General features: G+C 34.3%; 16 protein-coding genes. 8 read left to right on the top strand and 8 right to left on the bottom strand.

Annotation, left to right across the window (positions count from 1 at the left end; all coding sequences use genetic code 11):
* Positions 1–19 precede the first annotated feature (19 nt).
* Positions 20–955: a glycosyltransferase family 2 protein gene (locus CES88_RS10305; protein ID WP_290734028.1), complete on the top strand. Its 936-nt coding sequence runs from the start codon at positions 20–22 to the stop codon at positions 953–955.
* Here CES88_RS10305 and CES88_RS10300 read toward each other — a convergent pair.
* The 3 genes from CES88_RS10300 to CES88_RS10290 are packed head-to-tail and all read right to left on the bottom strand — an operon-like array spanning position 945 to position 4,952.
* Positions 945–2,147, bottom strand: coding sequence for a hypothetical protein (locus tag CES88_RS10300; protein WP_290734026.1), 1,203 nt, complete (start codon positions 2,145–2,147; stop codon positions 945–947). The genes CES88_RS10305 and CES88_RS10300 overlap by 11 nt on opposite strands.
* Positions 2,144–3,838 (bottom strand): hypothetical protein, encoded by a 1,695-nt coding sequence (locus CES88_RS10295; protein ID WP_290734024.1) that lies wholly within the window; start codon positions 3,836–3,838, stop codon positions 2,144–2,146. Before CES88_RS10295 ends, CES88_RS10300 begins: the two co-directional genes overlap by 4 nt.
* On the bottom strand, positions 3,822–4,952 hold the full coding sequence (locus CES88_RS10290) for a glycosyltransferase (RefSeq protein ID WP_290734022.1): 1,131 nt from the start codon (positions 4,950–4,952) through the stop codon (positions 3,822–3,824). Before CES88_RS10290 ends, CES88_RS10295 begins: the two co-directional genes overlap by 17 nt.
* Positions 4,953–5,043: 91 nt before the next feature.
* On the opposite strand from CES88_RS10290, the gene CES88_RS10285 reads away from it, so the two are divergent.
* Genes CES88_RS10285 through CES88_RS10270 form a run of 4 tightly spaced genes read left to right on the top strand, consistent with a single transcriptional unit; the run spans position 5,044 to position 9,212 of the window.
* Positions 5,044–5,856: a transketolase gene (locus CES88_RS10285; RefSeq protein ID WP_290734020.1), complete on the top strand. Its 813-nt coding sequence runs from the start codon at positions 5,044–5,046 to the stop codon at positions 5,854–5,856.
* On the top strand, positions 5,856–6,752 hold the full coding sequence (locus CES88_RS10280) for a hypothetical protein (protein ID WP_290734018.1): 897 nt from the start codon (positions 5,856–5,858) through the stop codon (positions 6,750–6,752). Before CES88_RS10285 ends, CES88_RS10280 begins: the two co-directional genes overlap by 1 nt.
* Positions 6,749–7,783 (top strand): NAD(P)-dependent oxidoreductase, encoded by a 1,035-nt coding sequence (locus tag CES88_RS10275; protein WP_290734017.1) that lies wholly within the window; start codon positions 6,749–6,751, stop codon positions 7,781–7,783. The genes CES88_RS10280 and CES88_RS10275 overlap by 4 nt, the downstream gene beginning before the upstream one ends.
* Positions 7,755–9,212 (top strand): oligosaccharide flippase family protein, encoded by a 1,458-nt coding sequence (locus CES88_RS10270; RefSeq protein WP_290734014.1) that lies wholly within the window; start codon positions 7,755–7,757, stop codon positions 9,210–9,212. Before CES88_RS10275 ends, CES88_RS10270 begins: the two co-directional genes overlap by 29 nt.
* On the opposite strand, the gene CES88_RS10265 is transcribed toward CES88_RS10270, so the two are convergent.
* A complete protein-coding gene (locus CES88_RS10265; protein ID WP_290734012.1) occupies positions 9,209–10,447 on the bottom strand; it encodes an O-antigen ligase family protein in 1,239 nt (412 codons plus the stop codon). The two genes, CES88_RS10270 and CES88_RS10265, sit on opposite strands and share 4 nt — an antisense overlap.
* On the bottom strand, positions 10,431–11,834 hold the full coding sequence (locus tag CES88_RS10260; RefSeq protein WP_290734010.1) for an undecaprenyl-phosphate glucose phosphotransferase: 1,404 nt from the start codon (positions 11,832–11,834) through the stop codon (positions 10,431–10,433). The genes CES88_RS10265 and CES88_RS10260 overlap by 17 nt, the downstream gene beginning before the upstream one ends.
* A 100-nt stretch (positions 11,835–11,934) precedes the next feature.
* Between CES88_RS10260 and rfbH the strand changes: the two genes are divergently transcribed.
* The 3 genes from rfbH to rfbG are packed head-to-tail and all read left to right on the top strand — an operon-like array spanning position 11,935 to position 15,105.
* Complete coding sequence (rfbH, locus tag CES88_RS10255) at positions 11,935–13,224, top strand: lipopolysaccharide biosynthesis protein RfbH (protein WP_290734008.1); 1,290 nt, start codon at positions 11,935–11,937, stop codon at positions 13,222–13,224.
* Between the two features lie 13 nt (positions 13,225–13,237).
* On the top strand, positions 13,238–14,014 hold the full coding sequence (rfbF, locus tag CES88_RS10250) for a glucose-1-phosphate cytidylyltransferase (protein WP_290734006.1): 777 nt from the start codon (positions 13,238–13,240) through the stop codon (positions 14,012–14,014).
* Positions 13,999–15,105, top strand: a complete 1,107-nt coding sequence (gene rfbG / locus CES88_RS10245; RefSeq protein ID WP_290734004.1) for a CDP-glucose 4,6-dehydratase — start codon at positions 13,999–14,001, stop codon at positions 15,103–15,105. Before rfbF ends, rfbG begins: the two co-directional genes overlap by 16 nt.
* Here the strand turns inward: rfbG and CES88_RS10240 are convergent.
* The 3 genes from CES88_RS10240 to CES88_RS10230 all read right to left on the bottom strand — a co-directional run bounded on the left by CES88_RS10240 (position 15,102) and on the right by CES88_RS10230 (position 19,163).
* Positions 15,102–16,187, bottom strand: coding sequence for a glycosyltransferase family 39 protein (locus tag CES88_RS10240; protein WP_290734002.1), 1,086 nt, complete (start codon positions 16,185–16,187; stop codon positions 15,102–15,104). The two genes, rfbG and CES88_RS10240, sit on opposite strands and share 4 nt — an antisense overlap.
* A 400-nt stretch (positions 16,188–16,587) precedes the next feature.
* A complete protein-coding gene (locus tag CES88_RS10235; protein ID WP_290734000.1) occupies positions 16,588–17,688 on the bottom strand; it encodes a hypothetical protein in 1,101 nt (366 codons plus the stop codon).
* Positions 17,689–17,696: 8 nt separating this feature from the next.
* Positions 17,697–19,163 (bottom strand): MBOAT family O-acyltransferase, encoded by a 1,467-nt coding sequence (locus CES88_RS10230; RefSeq protein WP_290733998.1) that lies wholly within the window; start codon positions 19,161–19,163, stop codon positions 17,697–17,699.
* Positions 19,164–19,168 lie beyond the last annotated feature (5 nt).

The raw sequence follows: 19,168 nt of genomic DNA, 5'->3' as shown, positions 1-19,168 counted from the left end.
AAGTGTGACAAGGTCAATCATGAGTAAGAAGTTAATATCAATAGTTACACCATGCTATAACGAAGAATTGAATGTAGCTGAAGTATATAAGCAAGTTAAAGAAGTCACTTCAAAAATTTCTAACTATGAGTTTGAGCATATTTTTATCGATAACGACTCAACCGATACAACAATTGCAATTTTACGAGAAATGGCGAGAGTGAATCATGACTTAAAAGTTATTATTAACGAGCGAAACTTTGGCCATGTAAGATCCCCATTCTATGGAATGTTACAAGCAAATGGAGATGCTGTAATATTATTTGTTTGCGACCTTCAAGATCCTCCTGCATTAATTAAAAACTTTATCTCCTCGTGGGAAAATGGAAATCCTCTGGTTGTTGGAGTTAAGACTTCAAGCGCTGAAAGTTGGATCATGTACCAACTAAGAACACTCTACTATAATCTATTAGATAAGTTTTCAGATGTTCAACAAGTAAAAAACTTCACGGGCTTTGGTCTATATGATCGAAGAGTTATGAATGAACTACGCGATGTTAATGATCCTTATCCATATCTTAGAGGTCTAATTGCTGAACTTGGATTTAAGAGGGATATAATTGAATACCATCAACCAGTTCGTAAGAGAGGTATTACAAAAAATAATTGGTTTACACTTTATGACCTTGCTATTCTAGGCTTCGTAAATCATTCTAAAGTTCCCCTCAGGCTCGCGACCTTAATTGGCGGCGTAACCGCGGCACTAAGCTTTCTCGCGGCTATTATCTACTTTGTATATAAATTAATTTACTGGGATAAATTCCCCCTCGGTCTTGCCCCGATAACAATTGGTCTCTTCCTAATTTCTTCAATCCAACTTATTTTCCTTGGAGTTATTGGAGAATATATTGGAGTGACTCTAACCAATACTAAGAAAAGACCTCTTGTTATAGAAAGGGAGAGAATTAACTTTTAAGCCTCATCTTAGATTTAACTTTTTCAAATATCCCTTCAAATGTCTCAAAATTACTTAACATAATAAGGAACGGTGAAAAAGAGACAATAAATCTTGCTCTTTCTGACCCATCATTAAGAATAGCAAGAAATAAGAAATACATATATATTGGTACTTTAATTAAGCTATCCTCTCTCAAAAACAGCTTAGGATTTCTTAAGAGTTTATAAAGTAATTGAAAACCTGAAATTACAAAAATAAAGAAAAGTATTTTTAAAATTAATCTATAAAGGAAGTTCACCTTAACTCCCTCCTTCATTCCATGCCAATTTGCCTTAGACTTCATGAAACTCCATATTTTCTTAAATGAAACAATTACTGTTTCTCCAGGATTGCTTATCATATGTTTTAAAACTTTTTCTTTACCTTCCTTGCAAAGCTTTGCTCCCTCATCTGTATTTATATACGAATACGGAACTTTATACCCTACACCAGGCCAAGCTTCAAAAAGGTTACAACCACCATAGTCTGACCAAATAATCTGAGGTGAGTTATATGAGAAAAGCTTAACTCTCCACCCACCACTGAAAATAAAAATCGGCAACAAGAAAATTATAAAAAGCTTTTTTTTGTTTTTAGCTCTTAGCTTCTTGTGCGCATAGAGAATAAAAAATGGCAGGGTAAGAATTACAAACGGTCTTGAAAGTTCTGCAAAAGATAAGAATGCCCCGGAAAAGAAAATAATCACCCCGACATACCGATTTTTATTTTCACTAATCTTAAGAAAAAATAAAAAGAGAAGTGTGAAAAATGGCCAATACCAATCGTAGTTCATACCTCCAATCAGAGATACTCCATAAACAATTGGTATACTAATAATAAGTCTATAACTTTTGGACTTAGTGCTACCAAATAGGTAGGCCGCGAATATAAAGTTCAAAATGATTACAGCTCTACTAAAATAAAATCGAATAAAGTCATTCTTTCCAGTTAGAAGAAACTCTGAGATCTCAAAGAAACTTAAAACAGGAGAGACCCCTGTTCTAAGATTAATGTAGAAGTTCTTCATATCGTCTATTGTTGAAAAGTTTTCTAGTTTGAAATAATCAACCCACTCAATACTTAGAATTACTAAGGAAAGCTTTTGAACAAAAATGAGAGCAAGCAACATATATACAACTAAAGCTATTTGATTAAATTTCTTTTCGTTCATATTTTCCTTTTATAATAGAAGATTTCTTTTAGATATAGAAAGAGTCCTAAAAAATATAAAGAGATCAGAAAGTAAATATACCTCTGAGAATATTCTAATATTACAAATCCTGTCCCAGAAATATTCTCTACTGATAATAGGCCATTACTCTCGCGGAGCTCCTGGTCAGAGTTTCTTATCGACCAGTATTTACTAAAGTTTGCATTAATTGTTACTTTATCAGAATTCAAGCCCTGATACTTAAACACTATTTGATTTGGAACATATTTAATTATTTCCACTTGCCCTTGATCTTTATTTTTCTTAATTCCACCAAAATAAGCTCCATCCTGATTAGAATAAATAAATTTTTCCTGCTTAGCAGGATCATAATAATCTTTAGAAGATGTATTCTTCATATAATATATATCTGGCTTATATCCATATTCAATTGTCTTATTTAAACCTGTTTTTGTTATCAACTTATTAATTCGTGCCTCTGTAGATTCCATTTCAAACGCTTTTATCGTTGTGTAGCTTCTAACGAAAATAGACTCTAGCAGGAGTATTGCCATTAAGAAGTAGCGTACTTTCTTTAAAGAAATCTTCTGAAGAAAGAAGCCTAATAACCAAAAGTAAAAAATCATAAGAATAACTAAGTACCTTGTAGGTACATGTGCATTATTGATTAAGGGAATTAGCTCTAAGAGAGTATATGGATTCCCATCTTTAAAAGCACCAGTTCCCATTAAAACTAGTAAAAATCCAAGTAATAGAAATCTCTTATTCAACACTATTATTTTCTTATTTTTTAAATAACTAACTAAAATTATGATGAGAGAGAGAATTCCGATATAACTGCCAAATTCATGAAATAACATCCAAGACTTTTCAACTGGATCGCTAATTACCTGTAAGGGCCAGAAATAAGATTTCATAATATCTTTTAAAGTCATCATTGGTCTAATGAAGTGCGGCTCTCGATCTCCAAAATCTATAAGCATTGGTACTAGTTTAGGAGATACTAATAAAAAGAATGAAATAAATGAGTAGATAACTAATTGTATATTTTTCTTAAAAAGGTTTAGAGTTTCTTTTAAATTAACTATTCCAAAAATCACATATAATCCAGTGATCACAATTGAAAAGATAAATGGATACATTCCCCCATCTAAGAAAAAAAAGGCTTCCAAGAGAGATAGAAAGAAAAAGTTCCTTGGATTTAAGTTTTCCAAATAATATAAAACCAAAGGAAATAACAAAAATCCTCGAAATGGAACATGACCTTCAGCAAAGTGTAGTCCAAACCAACTACAAGAAATGAATAAAGTAGAGACAAGACATAGAACATCTCCTTTGACTCCTTTGGAATAGAAATATTTCTTAGCAGCAAAATAACCTAAAATTGTCATAATATTTAAAGATATAATATTAGATAAGTTTATAGGTAAGATGAGATTTAATAAGAAATTAGGAGAAAAAAACCAAAGGTTTGGATTAGAGAGTAGACTACTCCCTCCTCCTGTCCATGGATCAATAAAAGGGAAAGTCTTATATTCGAGGACAATAGACTTCAACAACAAGGACCAAGAGTTACACAAATCCCAATCCTTTTTAATCTCTAAATCTAAATTAATGTAATAAGGTAAAAATAAAAGTATAGAAACTAATAGAACATAGGTAACTTCTATTTTCTTATTTTTTACAATCATTATATATCTCTCCTAACCTTTTAAAAAATATAGTTGTTGAAAACATTTCTGAAAGGTAAGTAATAGCATGATTAAATTTCTTCTCTCTCTCTGACTTGTTTAAGATTGCCATTTCAATTTGCTTAGATAGCGTATTCTCACTTAAATCTTTTACACAAAAACCAGATCTTCCTTCATCCATAACTTCAAAAAGCCCCCCCTCAAGAGAACTAACAACAGTGGCACCATTAACAAGGGCTTCCAGTGGTACGTAGCCAAAGGACTCGAATCTAGATGGATGGACCACGATGTGACATTTACTCATTTCAACATTAACAGAATCTGCTTCTCTAAATATTTTAAAGAAATCAGACATCCCACAGCTCTTGGCGAGATCAAGTAGGCTTTTCTCTTCCTCCCCCGAGCCAAAAATATTTAATTGAATCTTATAGCCTTTTTCTATTAAAGAAGAGACTGCCATTATTAATAAGTCATGTCCTTTAATGAAGCGTAAGAGTCCAAATGCACCAATAACAATAAGTTTCTCAGGATTAATCTCTCTACACTGTAGTTCTAAGACATTTTCCTTAAAATCAATTGCATTATAGTTTAAGCAAAACTTCTCATCAGTTGTTTCTCGGCCAATTTTAGAAGAGTATTGCTTCATCGTATACTTAGACTCAAAAACGAGTAAATCTGTAAACTTATATAGAATTCTCTCGACAATAGAATAAATTCTATTTTTTATTTTTCCATGCATATCATGAATAGATCCACCGTGAGCTGTGTAGATCACCTTTACCCCTAAAAGAAAACCTACCACTCTCGCATAAAGTCCTCCTTTAGCTCCATGGCCATGGAGGACATTTGGTGAAATCAGCTTAACAATCTGCAATATTTTGTAAATATTTAATAAATCTCTAAATCCAGGCTGATCCAGAATTTTTAAATTGAATACTTTTAAACACTTATTACTTTTTCTTTCTATATCTTCAAAATATCTCTTATCAGCATCCGAAATATCTGTGATCAGGAACATTTCAAATTCATCACCTAGACCTTCGATAATTGAAAGAATATGCTTTCTGATTCCCCCAACAGGAGATCGAACAATTTGAACTACCCTTCTTTTCATATTCTTCCCAGCAATAGCTAGATAACACTAGATTCATAACATTTAATTTAATAGAATGATGCTACACAATTATAGATCAAAAAAGGTTTTTATGTCTAAATTAGATTTATCCCCCAATACTCTTAGAAAGAATGTCATTAATCTCTCAAAAGACTCAAAGTCTGGACACTTGGGCTGTGCACTTTCACTTATTGAAATCATCAGTGCCCTCTATGATGGGGAGCTTAATTATAATCAAGAAAATCCTCGAGATGAAAATAGAGATATCCTCGCTCTTTCTAAAGGCCATGGAGTCATGGCAATCTATGCAGCTTTTTATCAGCTTGGATGGATCAATGATAATCAAGTAGATAATTATTTAAAAGATGGAACCGAACTCTTTGGTTTATCTGAAGATCATATTTCTGGTATAGAAATTTCAGGTGGAAGTCTTGGTCATGGCCTGCCTGTGGCAACTGGGATGGCATACGGATTTCAAAGAAGAAATTCTAAGAGAAGAGTTTTCTGTATTGTTGGAGACGGAGAACTAAACGAAGGAAGTATGTGGGAGGCCATTTTATTTGCAGGACATCACAAACTAGATAACCTCTGTGTCATTGTTGACGCAAATAAATATCAAGCGATGGGTCTTACTGAAGATATTATTGACTTAAATTCTCTTGAAGATAAATTCAACTCATTTGGTTTTGACTCCTTCTCAGTTGATGGACATTCTCTGGATGAAATAAGAAATAGTTTCAAAAAAGTTAACGACTCAAAAAGACCTACAGTTATTATCGCCAATACAATTAAAGGTGCCGGAATTTCTTATATGGAAAATGAAAATATTTGGCATTACAAGAAAATGACCAAAGAAGAAGAGACTCTTGCAATTAAAGATCTCTCTTCAAAGGAAGTTAAATAATGAGAACTATTTTATCAAACTTAATTTCTTCTGCTGCAGTCAACGATGAAAACTTCCTCCTTCTCTCTGGAGATCACGGCTATGCGCTCTTTGATGAATTAAGAAAGAGTAGACCAGAACAATTTGTAAATGTAGGAATTATGGAGCAAGGACTAGTCAGTATGTCCGCGGGTCTTGCAAAAGTTGGATTCAAGCCTATGTGTTATGGACTCGCTTCTTTTGTACCAATTCGAGTATTAGAACAAATCAAGTTTGATATTTGCCTGCCAAAGCTTCCAATAAAACTCATTGGAGATGGCGCTGGACTAATCTATACTCACTTAGGAAATTCTCACTTATGCGCTGAAGATATCGGTGCTCTCATGCCTCTTCCACATATTGAGATTTATGCTCCTGGTGATAAAGAAGAAATGAGGATTTGTTACAATGAGTTCTACTCTTCAAACATGCCTGCATATTTGAGAGTTGGAAAATGTGACAATCCAAATGTAAATACAGAAGAATTAAGCTCTACAGCTCCCTACTTTACACATAAGAGCGACGAGAAAGTATGCTTTATCTCCTCAGGAGCAATGCTTGGAACAGTTCATAGCTTTGCAAAAGAGAGAGGTATTTCACATATTTCTGTAATGAAGTTAAAACCTCTTTCAATAAATCTATTAGAAATGATTAAAGACTTTGATCATATTATTTTCTTTGAAGAACATACAAGAAAAGGTGGGCTAGTCAGTGCCGTGACAGACTTAGCTGTCGATCACAATCAGCCACTTCCAAAGATTGACTACTTCTGCCTAAATAGTTCATTTATAGAAAAGGCGGGAACTTATCAATATGCGCTCTCAGAACATGGAATATCTATTGAACAAATGAAAGCAAGGCTTACTGAAATCTTATGAGTTTAAACTCCCTAAAGATTGCAGATAGTGATCTTGAAGAAATTTATTTGAAGTCTAAAGAATGGTTCTCTCTCTTAGAAGGAAGAACCATCTTTCTCACAGGAGGGACTGGGTTTTTCGGAAAATGGATTATCTATTCCATAATCTATGCCAATCAATTTCTTAAAGAGAAAATCACCATTCTCTCCATCACAAGAAATATAGAAAAGCTCAAAGAGAACTCTCCTGATATTGTGGCAGACCCTAGTGTGAAATTCTTTGAAGGAAATCTTGAGTCCCTCAAAGAATTTAACCAACCTGCGGATATATTTATTCACTGTGCAGCTAACGTCATCACTTCTAGTTGTACCGATAAAGAGTCCTATCAAGACCTAGAGCTTAGAAATACTCATGCTGTATTAAAATTCTGCAAAGAAAATAAGATAAAGAGAATCGTCTATACAAGTTCAGGCGCAGTCTATGGGGCGTGTTCAAGCCTAGATCCAAATATTGATGAGGTTTTTCATCCAAACTCAGAACTTACTCCCTACGGTAGCGCGAAGAGAGAAAGTGAAGAGATCATAAGAAACTTCTGCCTCAAAGAAAATATTGAGTTCAATATTGCCAGATGCTTTGCTTTTCTAGGTGGATATATTCCACTAGAAGGATCTTTTGCAGCAGGAAACTTCATAAGAAATATGCTCAAAAGCGAAGAGATTATCGTAAATAGCGACGGACAAGCGATTAGATCATTTATGTATATGACTGATTTATGTAACTCTATTCTCAATCTCTCCACAAACCCAACGATGAATCAAACTGTAAATATTGGCTCAAGTGAAAATATCAATATTGAAAGTCTTGCTAGAGAGATAGCAAAGTACAATCCTAAAACAAGTGTAAATATTAAAGTTAAAAATAAAAGTGAATACTTTAATAAGTACGCACCAAATACAGATAAAGCAAAAGATCTATTCGGAATTGAAGCCTCAGTTGATTTTAATGATGCCATCAAGAGAACAATTGAATTCTACAAGGGAAGTAAACATTAACTCTAGCCTACTCATCATCTCCATTGGAAGAGTGATTCAGATTCTCCTGTCGATTGTTGTGATAAAAGTCTCTACAACTTACTTAGGTAGTAGCGAGATGGGTGTATTCTACTTACTTACTTCTCTACTCTCTTATTTTGGATTAACTTTAATTGGCCCAATTGGAAATTATATAAATAGAAATGTGCATAAGTGGAGAAGCGAAGGAAAAGTATTTGAGAATTTTTTAAAATATAATGCTTATTTGATAGGTATTTCTATCCTCTCCATTCCTATTGTCTATATATGTACTAAATATTTGGGAATACTAACCAATCTAAATACTCTCCATCTCATCCTAGTCATAGGTTTTGGGATCTACTTTACAACTTTAAATACTTTCTTTGCCCCAACACTTAACCTCTTTAACTTTAGAATATCTTTTGTTGTCTTTAGTAATTTAACGCTTCTCTTTAATATTATTTTTTCTATTTTACTTATAAATCTATTTGAAACGAGTGGCCTTTGGTGGTTCTCTGGACAAATCCTCTCACAAATACTCTTTACCCTTATTTCTGGAGTTTACTTCTTTTCTAAAATCAAAGAAGAGAGAAGCCCCACAAAAGTATTTAGCTTTAATAAAAATGATATTAAACCGGTCCTAAGTTTCACTCTTCCTCTTGCTATTGCAACTTTCTTTCTATGGGCCACAAATGAGTCTTATCGATTTATAATTGAGAGATTTCTTTCATTAGAATACTTAGGTTTTCTCGCTGTAGGAATTGCCATATCGACGAAAGTTTCAACTGCTGTAGAAACTCTACTTCATCAATTACTACATCCAGCATTCTTTGACTCAATCAACACACATGACCAAAATATTAGAGAACTGGCATGGAATTCATTCTTTAGGGCCTCTCTCCCCTCGTATATTTCTGTAACTATATTTATGGCATTCCTCTCCCCTTTTCTTATTCGAATTCTTTCTGGCGAGGAGTTCTATAATGCTTGGGTTTTTCTCATATTTGGAGCCGTCTTAAACTTAATTCGAATGATCACTAATCATGTCGCGCTCATTGCCCATACAGAATATAAGACTAAGTCTCTTATTATTCCTGGGTTTATTTCTGCGATATCTAGCGTTGGACTTGTGCAATTAAATGTATTCAATGATGCGTACTTCTACTTAGTTCCGATCTCATTAATTGCGGGAGCTTTTCTAGGGATGATTTCAATGATTTTTCAAATGAATAAAATTCTAAAAATCTCAATCAAAGTAGGAGATATTTTCATTCCAATTATATTTGGATCAATTTATTATCTTGCAACACTCTTCTACGGACAAAATTCAGATCTTCTATTTTCCATTGGAATAACTGCTGCCTTTGGTGTCTACTTTATTCTAACTCAACTCTTCTTCTTCAAGAGAAATAAAGTCCTAGGGCCTTAATCTCTTTCAAATATTTTTAGTCCTGGTCTAAGAGAATAAGTTAGAGAGTATAAGAACATAATCACAAACATATTTTCACCGTCATTTATTGTATTTTGAAATAAGCCTGAAATTGAAAACGAAATAATAAATGGAAATAAAATATTTGAAAACTCATCCCCTCTTTTAAAGGCTTCAACGATCCAAAAAAGAACAAAGAGACAAAAGCTTATAAAACCAAATACTCCGGTAGAAGCGAGAAACTCTAAGTAATTATTATGAGCGTGCCCATAAAATTCAGCGTAATCAATTCCATTTCTCTTTTTAATATCATAAGCATTGGGCTCAAAATTTCTATAACCCCATCCAGTTAAAGGTTTTTCAAGAAAACCTTTATAGGCCGCTTCATATTGAGATAATCTAATCATATTTGAAGTAGTTTTTGCTTTAAGTAAGAATCTATTTCCACCGCCATCTTCATTAGTCGTAAAAACAATTGCAGTGATAATCCCAATGAAGGTGACTCCAGCAGTAAGCAGCCCCAAGAAGATTTTCCTATTTCTTCTAATGAAAATAAAAGGAATTGATATAATGAGAGCAAGCAGCGCCCCTCTAGCAAAAGCAAAATAGAAACCGATCAGAGTTGTTCCCATTGAAATATAAAAGATCGCAGGATTAGCAATATTTGAGATCTTCTTCCTATAGAGAAAAGTAATCGCGAGCATTAGAATTAGAATCAACTCTATTCCATAGCCATAAGTAATGGCCATTCCATACATTCCCGCAGCTCTAAGTCCGTCAGAAGCCTCTTTCATTCTAAGTGGATGATATCCACTAAATAATGCATATACTCCCGCCAAGTTTCCGACAGCAAGAAGAACAAGAAAAGTATTAAACATTTTTCTAACTTGATCTCTAGTAATTTTCTTAAAGAGTTCTATGAATGGATAGATTGCAAGAACTCCAATGAGCATATACTTAAGCTTTGTCACTTGCTTAAATTTTCTAGCAATGTCGGGAGCAAAGATAATCGAGATAATGGCAAAAAGAATAGTTAGAAGAAGTGCAATATTACTCTTTGAAAGATTGAGACCTTCCTCTTTGTACGTTTTAAAAGTAAAATAGAGAGCTGGAATAAAAATCAGTATATGACTTAAAGCTGATGCACTTAAAGAGACAAACGAAAAAAGAACAATTGCCCACACTGAGGCGTAAGTCATTTTAAAGAGAGTGTTTTCACTAGTAAGCATTTTCATTGATAAAACCTTTAAAAATAGTCAGCAATATAATTTTTAAGTCAAGGCCAAGAGACCAATTTTCTATATAGTAGAGATCATACTCAACTCTCTTAGACATTTTTTCAAGAGTATCCGTCTCTCCGCGAAAACCGTTAATTTGCGCCCACCCCGTTATTCCAGGCTTCACTCTATGTCTTTGCATATAATGATTCACTTGATCTTTGTACTCTTCATTTTGTGAAACAACATGAGGCCTTGGACCAACAATCGACATACGCCCCTGAAGAACATTGATAAATTGTGGTAGCTCATCCAGACTTGTTCTTCTTATAAAAGAGCCTACTTTTGTGACCCTTGAATCATTCTTTGTAGCTTGTGTAAGCTTCTCAAGACCCGAGTCTTCAACTTTCATACTTCTAAATTTATAAACCTTTATGGTTTTTCCATCCCAGCCATTTCTAATTTGCTTAAAAAGTATCGGTCCCCTACTTTCTAGCTTTATTGCAATCGCAATAATGAATAAGAACGGAGAAATAGCGATAAGAATAAAGAAAGAGAGAATGCGGTCTTCCAATTCTTTTAATACTCTATTAAATCCTTGAATGGGCGTTCCATTAATTTGTAACACAGGAATTCCTGCAACTTCTGAAATCTTTTGGTTTAATAATCTAAAGCCAAAAATATCTGGGATAAACTTTATAGATATGGACATATGTCTCAGCTCAAATAGTAGTTCTTTAACTCTTTCTTCATCTCTAAAAGGTAGAGCAATCCAAAGCTCTTTTATGTCTTCTTCTCTTAAAAAGCTCTCTAATTTCTTTGAATCAAGTACTTCAGCTCCACAAAGTTTTTTTCCAATTTTTAAAGTATCATCATCAAAGAAAGCTTTAATTTTAAAGCCGATCCAATCTGCATTCGAGATTCGTTCCGCAACATTTTGCCCCAACTCTCCTGCGCCAAAAATCACAATATTCTTGTGATTCCATCCCTTCCTCCTCGAATACCTGAGAAGTAAATCCAAAATAAAACGGTAGAGATTTAAATAAAGTAGCGTTCCAACAGACCAGGTGACGAACCAAACCCTCGAGTAATTCGCAGTACTTTTTAAAAGAGCGGTAAATAAGACTAGAATGACAAGACAGAGAAACCATCCTCCAGTAATCACCTGAACCCGCTTTAACTTACTGCGTCCACGCCAAGAACTATAAATACCAAAATTTTGAAAAATTAAAAAGACGAGAAAAGATGTGAAAATAATTGAATAAGTGTAGTCATTACTTAATTTAGTACCACCAAGGTACCACCAGTGCACTAATACTGAAATTAATGACAGACCTGCGATATCTAAAAATTGTGCAATATAATTTATCCCATTTGAAAGGGCATTTCTTGAGCTACTATTCATATTCTATCTTTATACTCATTTTTCTTTATTTTGCTTAAAATACTAGCATTCTTTTGCTAAATTAGCATTTCTATATACCCTAAAATTTTAAGGCAGCACAATGCGTAATGAGATTATTGAGAAATCAAAAGAGTTCTTTAAAGCAGAATTAGACAAAAAGAAAATCATCCCTGGTGAAAACTATATTCCAGCATCTGGAAAAGTCATGGATGAAGATGATATGGCCTATCTTATTGATGCGTCTCTAGATATGTGGCTCACAGCCGGAAGATACCATAAACAATTTGAAAAAGAATTTGCCTCGTATATGGAACAGAAGTTCTGTCTTCTTGTAAACTCCGGATCTTCCGCGAATCTAGTTGCCTTTGCTGCACTTACTTCTCCGGCCCTAGGGGATAGACAACTTAAACCGGGCGATGAAGTTATTACTGTTGCTGCAGGTTTTCCAACTACTGTAAATCCAATTATCCAACACGGATGTGTCCCAGTCTTTATCGATGTAGAACTTGGTACTTATGAAGCCGATATCAGTCTTCTTGAAAAGGCTCTAAGCGATAAAACGAAAGCGGTTATGATGGCCCACACTCTTGGAAATATGTTTGACGTCCAAGCGGTAAAAGAGTTTTGTGATAAGCACAACCTCTGGCTAGTTGAAGACTGTTGTGATGCTTCAGGAGCAAAGTTCAACGGACAAATGGCCGGAACGTTTGGAGATATTGCGACAGTTTCCTTTTACCCTGCTCACCATATGACTATGGGTGAAGGTGGAGCTGTTCTAACAAATAATCCACGTCTTAAGAAAATTGCAGAATCAATGAGAGACTGGGGAAGAGACTGCTGGTGCCCTCCTGGTAAAGATGACACTTGTGGAAAGAGATTTGATAAGCAACTTGGAGATCTTCCTCACGGTTATGATCACAAGTATATCTACTCTCATGTTGGTTACAATTTAAAAGTGACTGATATGCAAGCGGCACTAGGTCTTTCACAATTAAAGAAGCTGAGTAAATTTATTAAAAAGAGAAATGACAATTTTAATTATCTAAAGTCTCAAATTCTAGAACTTGATAATGTCCTAATCTTACCTGAGGCCACAAAAGGCTGTGAGCCGAGTTGGTTTGGATTTAATATAAGCGTTAGAGAAGATTCAAAAGTAACAAAACAAGAATTAGTTGAATTTCTAGAAGAAAATAAAATCGCTACTCGCCAACTCTTTGCAGGAAACCTACTTAAACAACCTCTCTACAGAGGTTCAAATTATAGAGTTGTTGGAGAATTAACAAATACAGACTTCATTATGAATAATACATTCTGGGTTGGTATTTGGCCTGGACTTGATACAGAACATCTTGATTATATCGCCGCAAAACTTAAAGAGAAATTACTATAAAAAAGGAATAACGATGAAAGTATTAATTCTAGCTGGTGGCTATGGAACTCGTTTAAGTGAAGAAACTGGAGTTCGTCCAAAGCCTATGGTTGAGATTGGTGAAATGCCTATACTATGGCACATCATGAAGCATTACTCTTCTCATGGATTTAATGAATTTGTTATTCTATGTGGTTATAAAGGTAATTATATTAAGAAATACTTTTCAGATTATTTTTTAAATCAAAGTAGTATGACTTTTGACATGACAAATAATTCCATGGAAATTATTAGCTCAAACGTAGAGCCCTGGAAAGTAACTTGTCTCGAAACTGGTGACGGAACTCTTACCGGGGGAAGAATCAAGAAGGCCCAAGAACTTATTGGAAATGAGCCTTTTCTTTTAACTTATGGTGATGGTGTCTCAGATGTAGACGTAACTGCGACCGTGGAAAGCCATAAGAAATCTGGAAGACTGTGTACAATGACGGCGGTTAAGCCTGGTGGTCGTTTTGGTGTTTTAGAATTTGATGACAAGACAGATCAGCTAGTGGACTTTATCGAAAAGCCTGATGGAGAAGCTGGATGGATCAACGCCGGCTTCTTTGTTTGCCAACCAGAAGTTATGAATTATCTAAATGAAGGTGATAAAACAATTTTTGAAAGAACTCCTCTTCAAACACTAACAAGAGAAAATCAGGTTAATTGCTATAAGCATCGTGGCTTCTGGAAATGTATGGACACATTAGCGGATAAGCAAACATTAGTTGATATTTGGAATTCAGGAGAGGCTAAGTGGAAAACTTGGTAGAGAAGAGTTTATTTTCAGGAATCTACAAAGACAAGAGAGTCCTTATTACTGGGCACACAGGCTTCAAAGGTTCTTGGCTTGCTCTTTGGCTAGAGAAGATGGGCGCCATTGTTTGTGGTTACTCAACTGAAGCCCCCAGCGAGCCCGCTCACATCGATCTACTTAATTTAAAAATTAAAAGTGTTATTGGTGATATTCGAAATCAAGAACTCCTAGAGAAGACTTTTGAAGAGTTCAAGCCAGAAATCGTCTTTCATCTAGCAGCTCAACCGCTTGTAAGATTATCTTACAAAGATCCAATCGAAACTTATGAAACAAATGTCATCGGAAGCTTAAAAGTCTATGAAGCTTGTAGAAAGTGCTCATCTGTTCAAAGTATTGTCTCAATTACAACTGATAAAGTGTATGAGAATAATGAATGGCTTTGGGGCTATAGAGAAAACGATAGACTCGGCGGAAAGGATCCTTACAGTTCTTCAAAAGCTGCCATGGAAATTCTAACCAGCTCTTATATTCACTCCTACTTTCACCCAGATAATTTCTCTGAACATAATATGCTTGTTGCTACAGTTCGCGCTGGAAATGTCATTGGCGGTGGAGACTGGGCCCAAGACAGACTTATTCCCGATATTATCAAGGCATCACTAAGAAAAGAACCTGTCGAAATTAGAAGTCCTCACTCCACTAGACCTTGGCAACACGTACTAGAGCCACTTTCAGGATACTTACTGCTAGGACAAAAGCTCATTGAAAGAAGACAAGAGTTTGCACAAGCATTTAACTTTGGACCACCACTAAGTGAAGACCTCTCCGTGAAAAATGTTGTCGAAATATTAAAAGAGCACTGGGGTGTCATCGACTACATTATCAAAGAGCCCAAAGAAAAGCTTCATGAAGCTTCTTTACTGAAACTCGATTGTACGAAAGCGCTTACTCTTTTAAATTGGAGTTCAGCAATTGATGCGAGGAAAACTCTTGAGATGACTATTGATTGGTATAAAGAATTTTATGAAAAAGGTCAGTGCGCAACAGAGAATGATCTAAATTTATACATTCGTATCGCTAAAAAGAAGAAACTGTCGTGGACTTAGCTTCTTCTCATTCGTCTCTTAAGGAAAGGTACGACCTTGTTCACCAGACCATAGCCTGCAAACATGACAATTATGGGATAGTAACTATCTCTCGTTCTTCCACTGAATGAGCCGATGTATGCAAATGCACACATATAAACAAAGAACGGGATTACATAAAAAAGTGTTCTCTTTGTGTGTGTTTTAATCTGATTATATATACCTACTGAAAAAAGAGCCATAGTAGCTTGATGAATAAATGAGCCCCAAGTGAGAAGGATACTATAGTTAAAGAACAGCTCAAATTTCTGAAGGGTGAAGATCGGTGTAAAGTATAGTTTAATCCAAGATAGAAAATAGTTTAGTTCCAGATTATATCTTTGATCGAAATAGTCATAATTATGCCACGAAGCCCTCTTCTCTCTAAAGAAAGCAAAAACATTCTCAAAACCTAAGTATGGAAAATAAAGGGTTCTAATTGTATAAGTAATCAAAACAACGCCCCCCGCCAAAACTAATTTATGACTCTTTTTAAATTTCTCCATTGAAAGAAAATAGAAAGCCATACCAGGCAACACTGAGATTGCCACATACGATCTTTCCATCGAGAGAAAAAAGAAAGTAAATACAAAAAAAGGAATTTTTTTATATTTACCCTCTTCAAAAATTTCATAAAAAAATAAGAAAGAAAGAGCCAGCCAAGCCTGAACAAACATTTCTTTATAGAAGTTTATACTAAAGAATAAGACACACGGAGCAAAGGTGTAAAGATAAGCACTAACTAAAGCGACCTTTTCATCAAATAGTTTACGAGAAAGTCTAATTATAGACCATAGTGCAATAATCTTAAAAATTAGTAACACAAATCCAGTGACAATAGGGTTTCTAAGAACAGTAAAAGCAAGCCCCGTAAATATGTGAATGGTTCTATAGTATCCAACAAATGGCTTTCTTAACCCCTCTAAAGAGAAAGACCGTATAGCTTCGGCAACTTCATCAGACTTTGGAAGGTGAGCTGCATATGAATCAGCAGCCCATATAAGATCAGCACTTGCTCCAGAGAAATAATACCCCGAAAAAATGCCTACAAACAAAGCGATCATAAAAAGATATACTCTCTGCAGGGACTTCTCACAAGACTCCCTATAAAAGATCTCTCTCACAAAAAAAAAGCACAATACCCCTGAAAATAGCACCGTTACAGTATGCTGATAAAAAGTAGTCGATGCTGCAACAACATAAGAATATAGGAGTGTCAAAATCCCCAAAATTATAAAATCAATATTCTTAACTCGATGCAAATAAATTTCCTAGAATCGTCCAGTATATTAAGAACTTAATAATACTGACTTATACTAAGACTTTCAATTATAAATCCTTCTCTCCTTTCAAGTTCTGGATAGTTTTACCAACTGCCCAACCCCTTAGTTAATAGTCGTCCTGCTCTGAAAAAATTGACCACATTCTGTTATGAAGTAAAACTTCTTAGGTATTCCGAGACAACTAGTCAATGCTTAAAGCTTTGACTATCTTCTCATAACAAGACGGAAATGAGTGATGCTCATCCAAAAAATCTTCAGGAATGCAACCAAATTCTTCAGACCTAGAAGCATCAAAAGTAAAAATATTATTTCTCTTTGTATATTTCAATAATTTATCAATTATTTTTGTTAAATATACTCCCTCGCTTGATCCATAGATCAAGCGAGTAGCACCAGGCATCAGTGGGGGCACCAGTATAACTAACTTGCCCCCTCTTCTTTTTAAAGCTTTATCTATTTCATTTAAATCTGCTAGGTATCTTGACTCCACCTTGCCTTTTGAAGAAAATAATTCTTCTCTATACTTACTTAAACTATCCTTAAGTAATATTTCCCATTTTTTAATAGTTAGTGATGAATAATTTTCAAACGTAGAGCTACCATCATATCTAAAACCGTGACATCTCCTTGGTCGATCAGCTTTGAAAAATTGATCTGTACCAATACCATCCTCAGTTGGACACTGGTATACCTTTGAAGCGTTAAGTATATTATCGTATATGACAGACAGTATAATTTTAATTCGCTGATAGCTAACAGCATCTTTAATTTTAACAACAAAATCAACTCTTTCTTGCTTAACACCTTCCGGTTTGTAACTAATATCTTTGTATTCTCTATTGACTAAATTAAGGGTCCAATCAAAACCAATAATCACATATTTTATACTATCTGAAACTTTAGCGTAGTATTTTGCTTTAGCTATTGAATCGCTTAAAGGATTCCCATTCTTTGCACCATTAAAAACTTTATAATTATCAAACATGTCTGATTTTATCCCCATAAGTGTTGATGAGCCTAAAATCACAATATCAATGCTATTCTTCTCAATTACTCTATCTGTCATTTTCTGCTTATAAAGATTTGCTATATTTGCAGTGATTCCTACAACACCTTTATGTTTTTCTTGCCATACAAATGCCTCTTCAAATATAGAGGGATCATTACTAGAGAATGTTTCATTAATAATAAAAAATATAGACAGTGTGATCAATACAGCTGCTGTGCTAATCACACATATTACAAAGAAATAATAACTCATATTGCCTGAATTCTTAAACATTCTGTCCCCTAAAACTGAAAGTATATAAACTCTGAATATCTTTGAATATGAAAAAAGCTGATATAGAAGAGGATAATAGTAAACACAATATTGTATTTATTGACTCTAAATGAATCAATCATTTTCACAGAATTGTCAAAAGACATAATTAAAATAAATCCAGCAACTAACCAAACAATTAAATCTACTCCTGTAGACAAGTTCAACAAAGAGTCTCCAAACGTAATATGATCATTTAACAAAAATGCTAACTTTGATGCCAAAAATTCTGGCAATACAACATTTTGCAAACTAAACATAGAGCCTAGAATATCAATGGCATCATCCCACTTCTTTGCTCTAAAGAACACCCAAGCAATATTTATAAAGTTAAAAGTAATCAACCAGGACAACCATGACCATACTCTAAAACCTGTCCGCCCCCATGCTCTATGAACGACCAATGCTACACCATGAAGAACTCCCCAAAATACATAGGTCCATCCAGCCCCATGCCATATACCTCCAATGACAAAAGTTGCCATTAGGCTACCATATGTTCTGAACTCTCCATACCTACTTCCACCCAAACGGATATAGACATAATCCTTTAAAAATCTACTGAGAGTCATATGCCACCTTCTCCAAAAATCTTGTATATCAGTAGCCTTATATGGACTATTAAAATTTATTGGCAATTTTACATTAAACAGTAGAGCCGTACCAACTGCCATATCCGTATAGCCACTAAAATCAAAGTATAGTTGAAAAGTATAAGATAAACTTGTAGCCCAAGCCTCAAACAAACTTAAGGACATAGCGGCATCAAAGCCTGCTGCAACCCAAACAGCAAAATAATCAGCGAGAACAACTTTTTTAAATAGACCAATAGAGAATATGAAAATTCCTACAGAGATGTTTCTGTAGTTTTTAATTTTGTTTTTAGAACTAGAAAACTGTGGCATCATCTCTTTGTGATGGACAATTGGGCCAGCGATCAATTGGGGAAAAAACGTTACAAACAATGTGTAGTCTAAAAAATTTTTCTCTTTAACTATTCCCTCGTAACTATCTATCAAGAATGCAATTTGTTGAAGAGTGAAAAAGCTAATTGCTAAAGGTAAGGCTAAATTTAACAACCTTATTTCTGTATTAGAAAAAAAATTTATATTATATATGAAGAAATTCATATATTTAAAATAAGCGAGCACTCCAATATTAAATACCAAACCTGTTTTTAATAATATTTTATTTGAAAAATATTTTTCTCTAGTACCCTGACATTCAACCATAGCACTTGTGATCGTATAGTTAAACAAAATAGATATTAGAATCAGAGGTAAATACAAAATATTCCACCAACTGTAAAAAAAAAGACTTGTAAATATAAGCCAAGACTTTGAGACTGTCGTTAGCTTTTTATGATTGAGATAAAAATATATAAAAAATGATGCTGGCAGAAATATAAAAATAAATTCATAACTATTAAACAACATAACAT

Origin of the sequence: Halobacteriovorax sp. JY17 (assembly GCF_002753895.1) — a bacterium.
Lineage (GTDB): Bacteria > Bdellovibrionota > Bacteriovoracia > Bacteriovoracales > Bacteriovoracaceae > Halobacteriovorax.
This window is presented reverse-complemented; position numbering and strand designations above follow the sequence as displayed.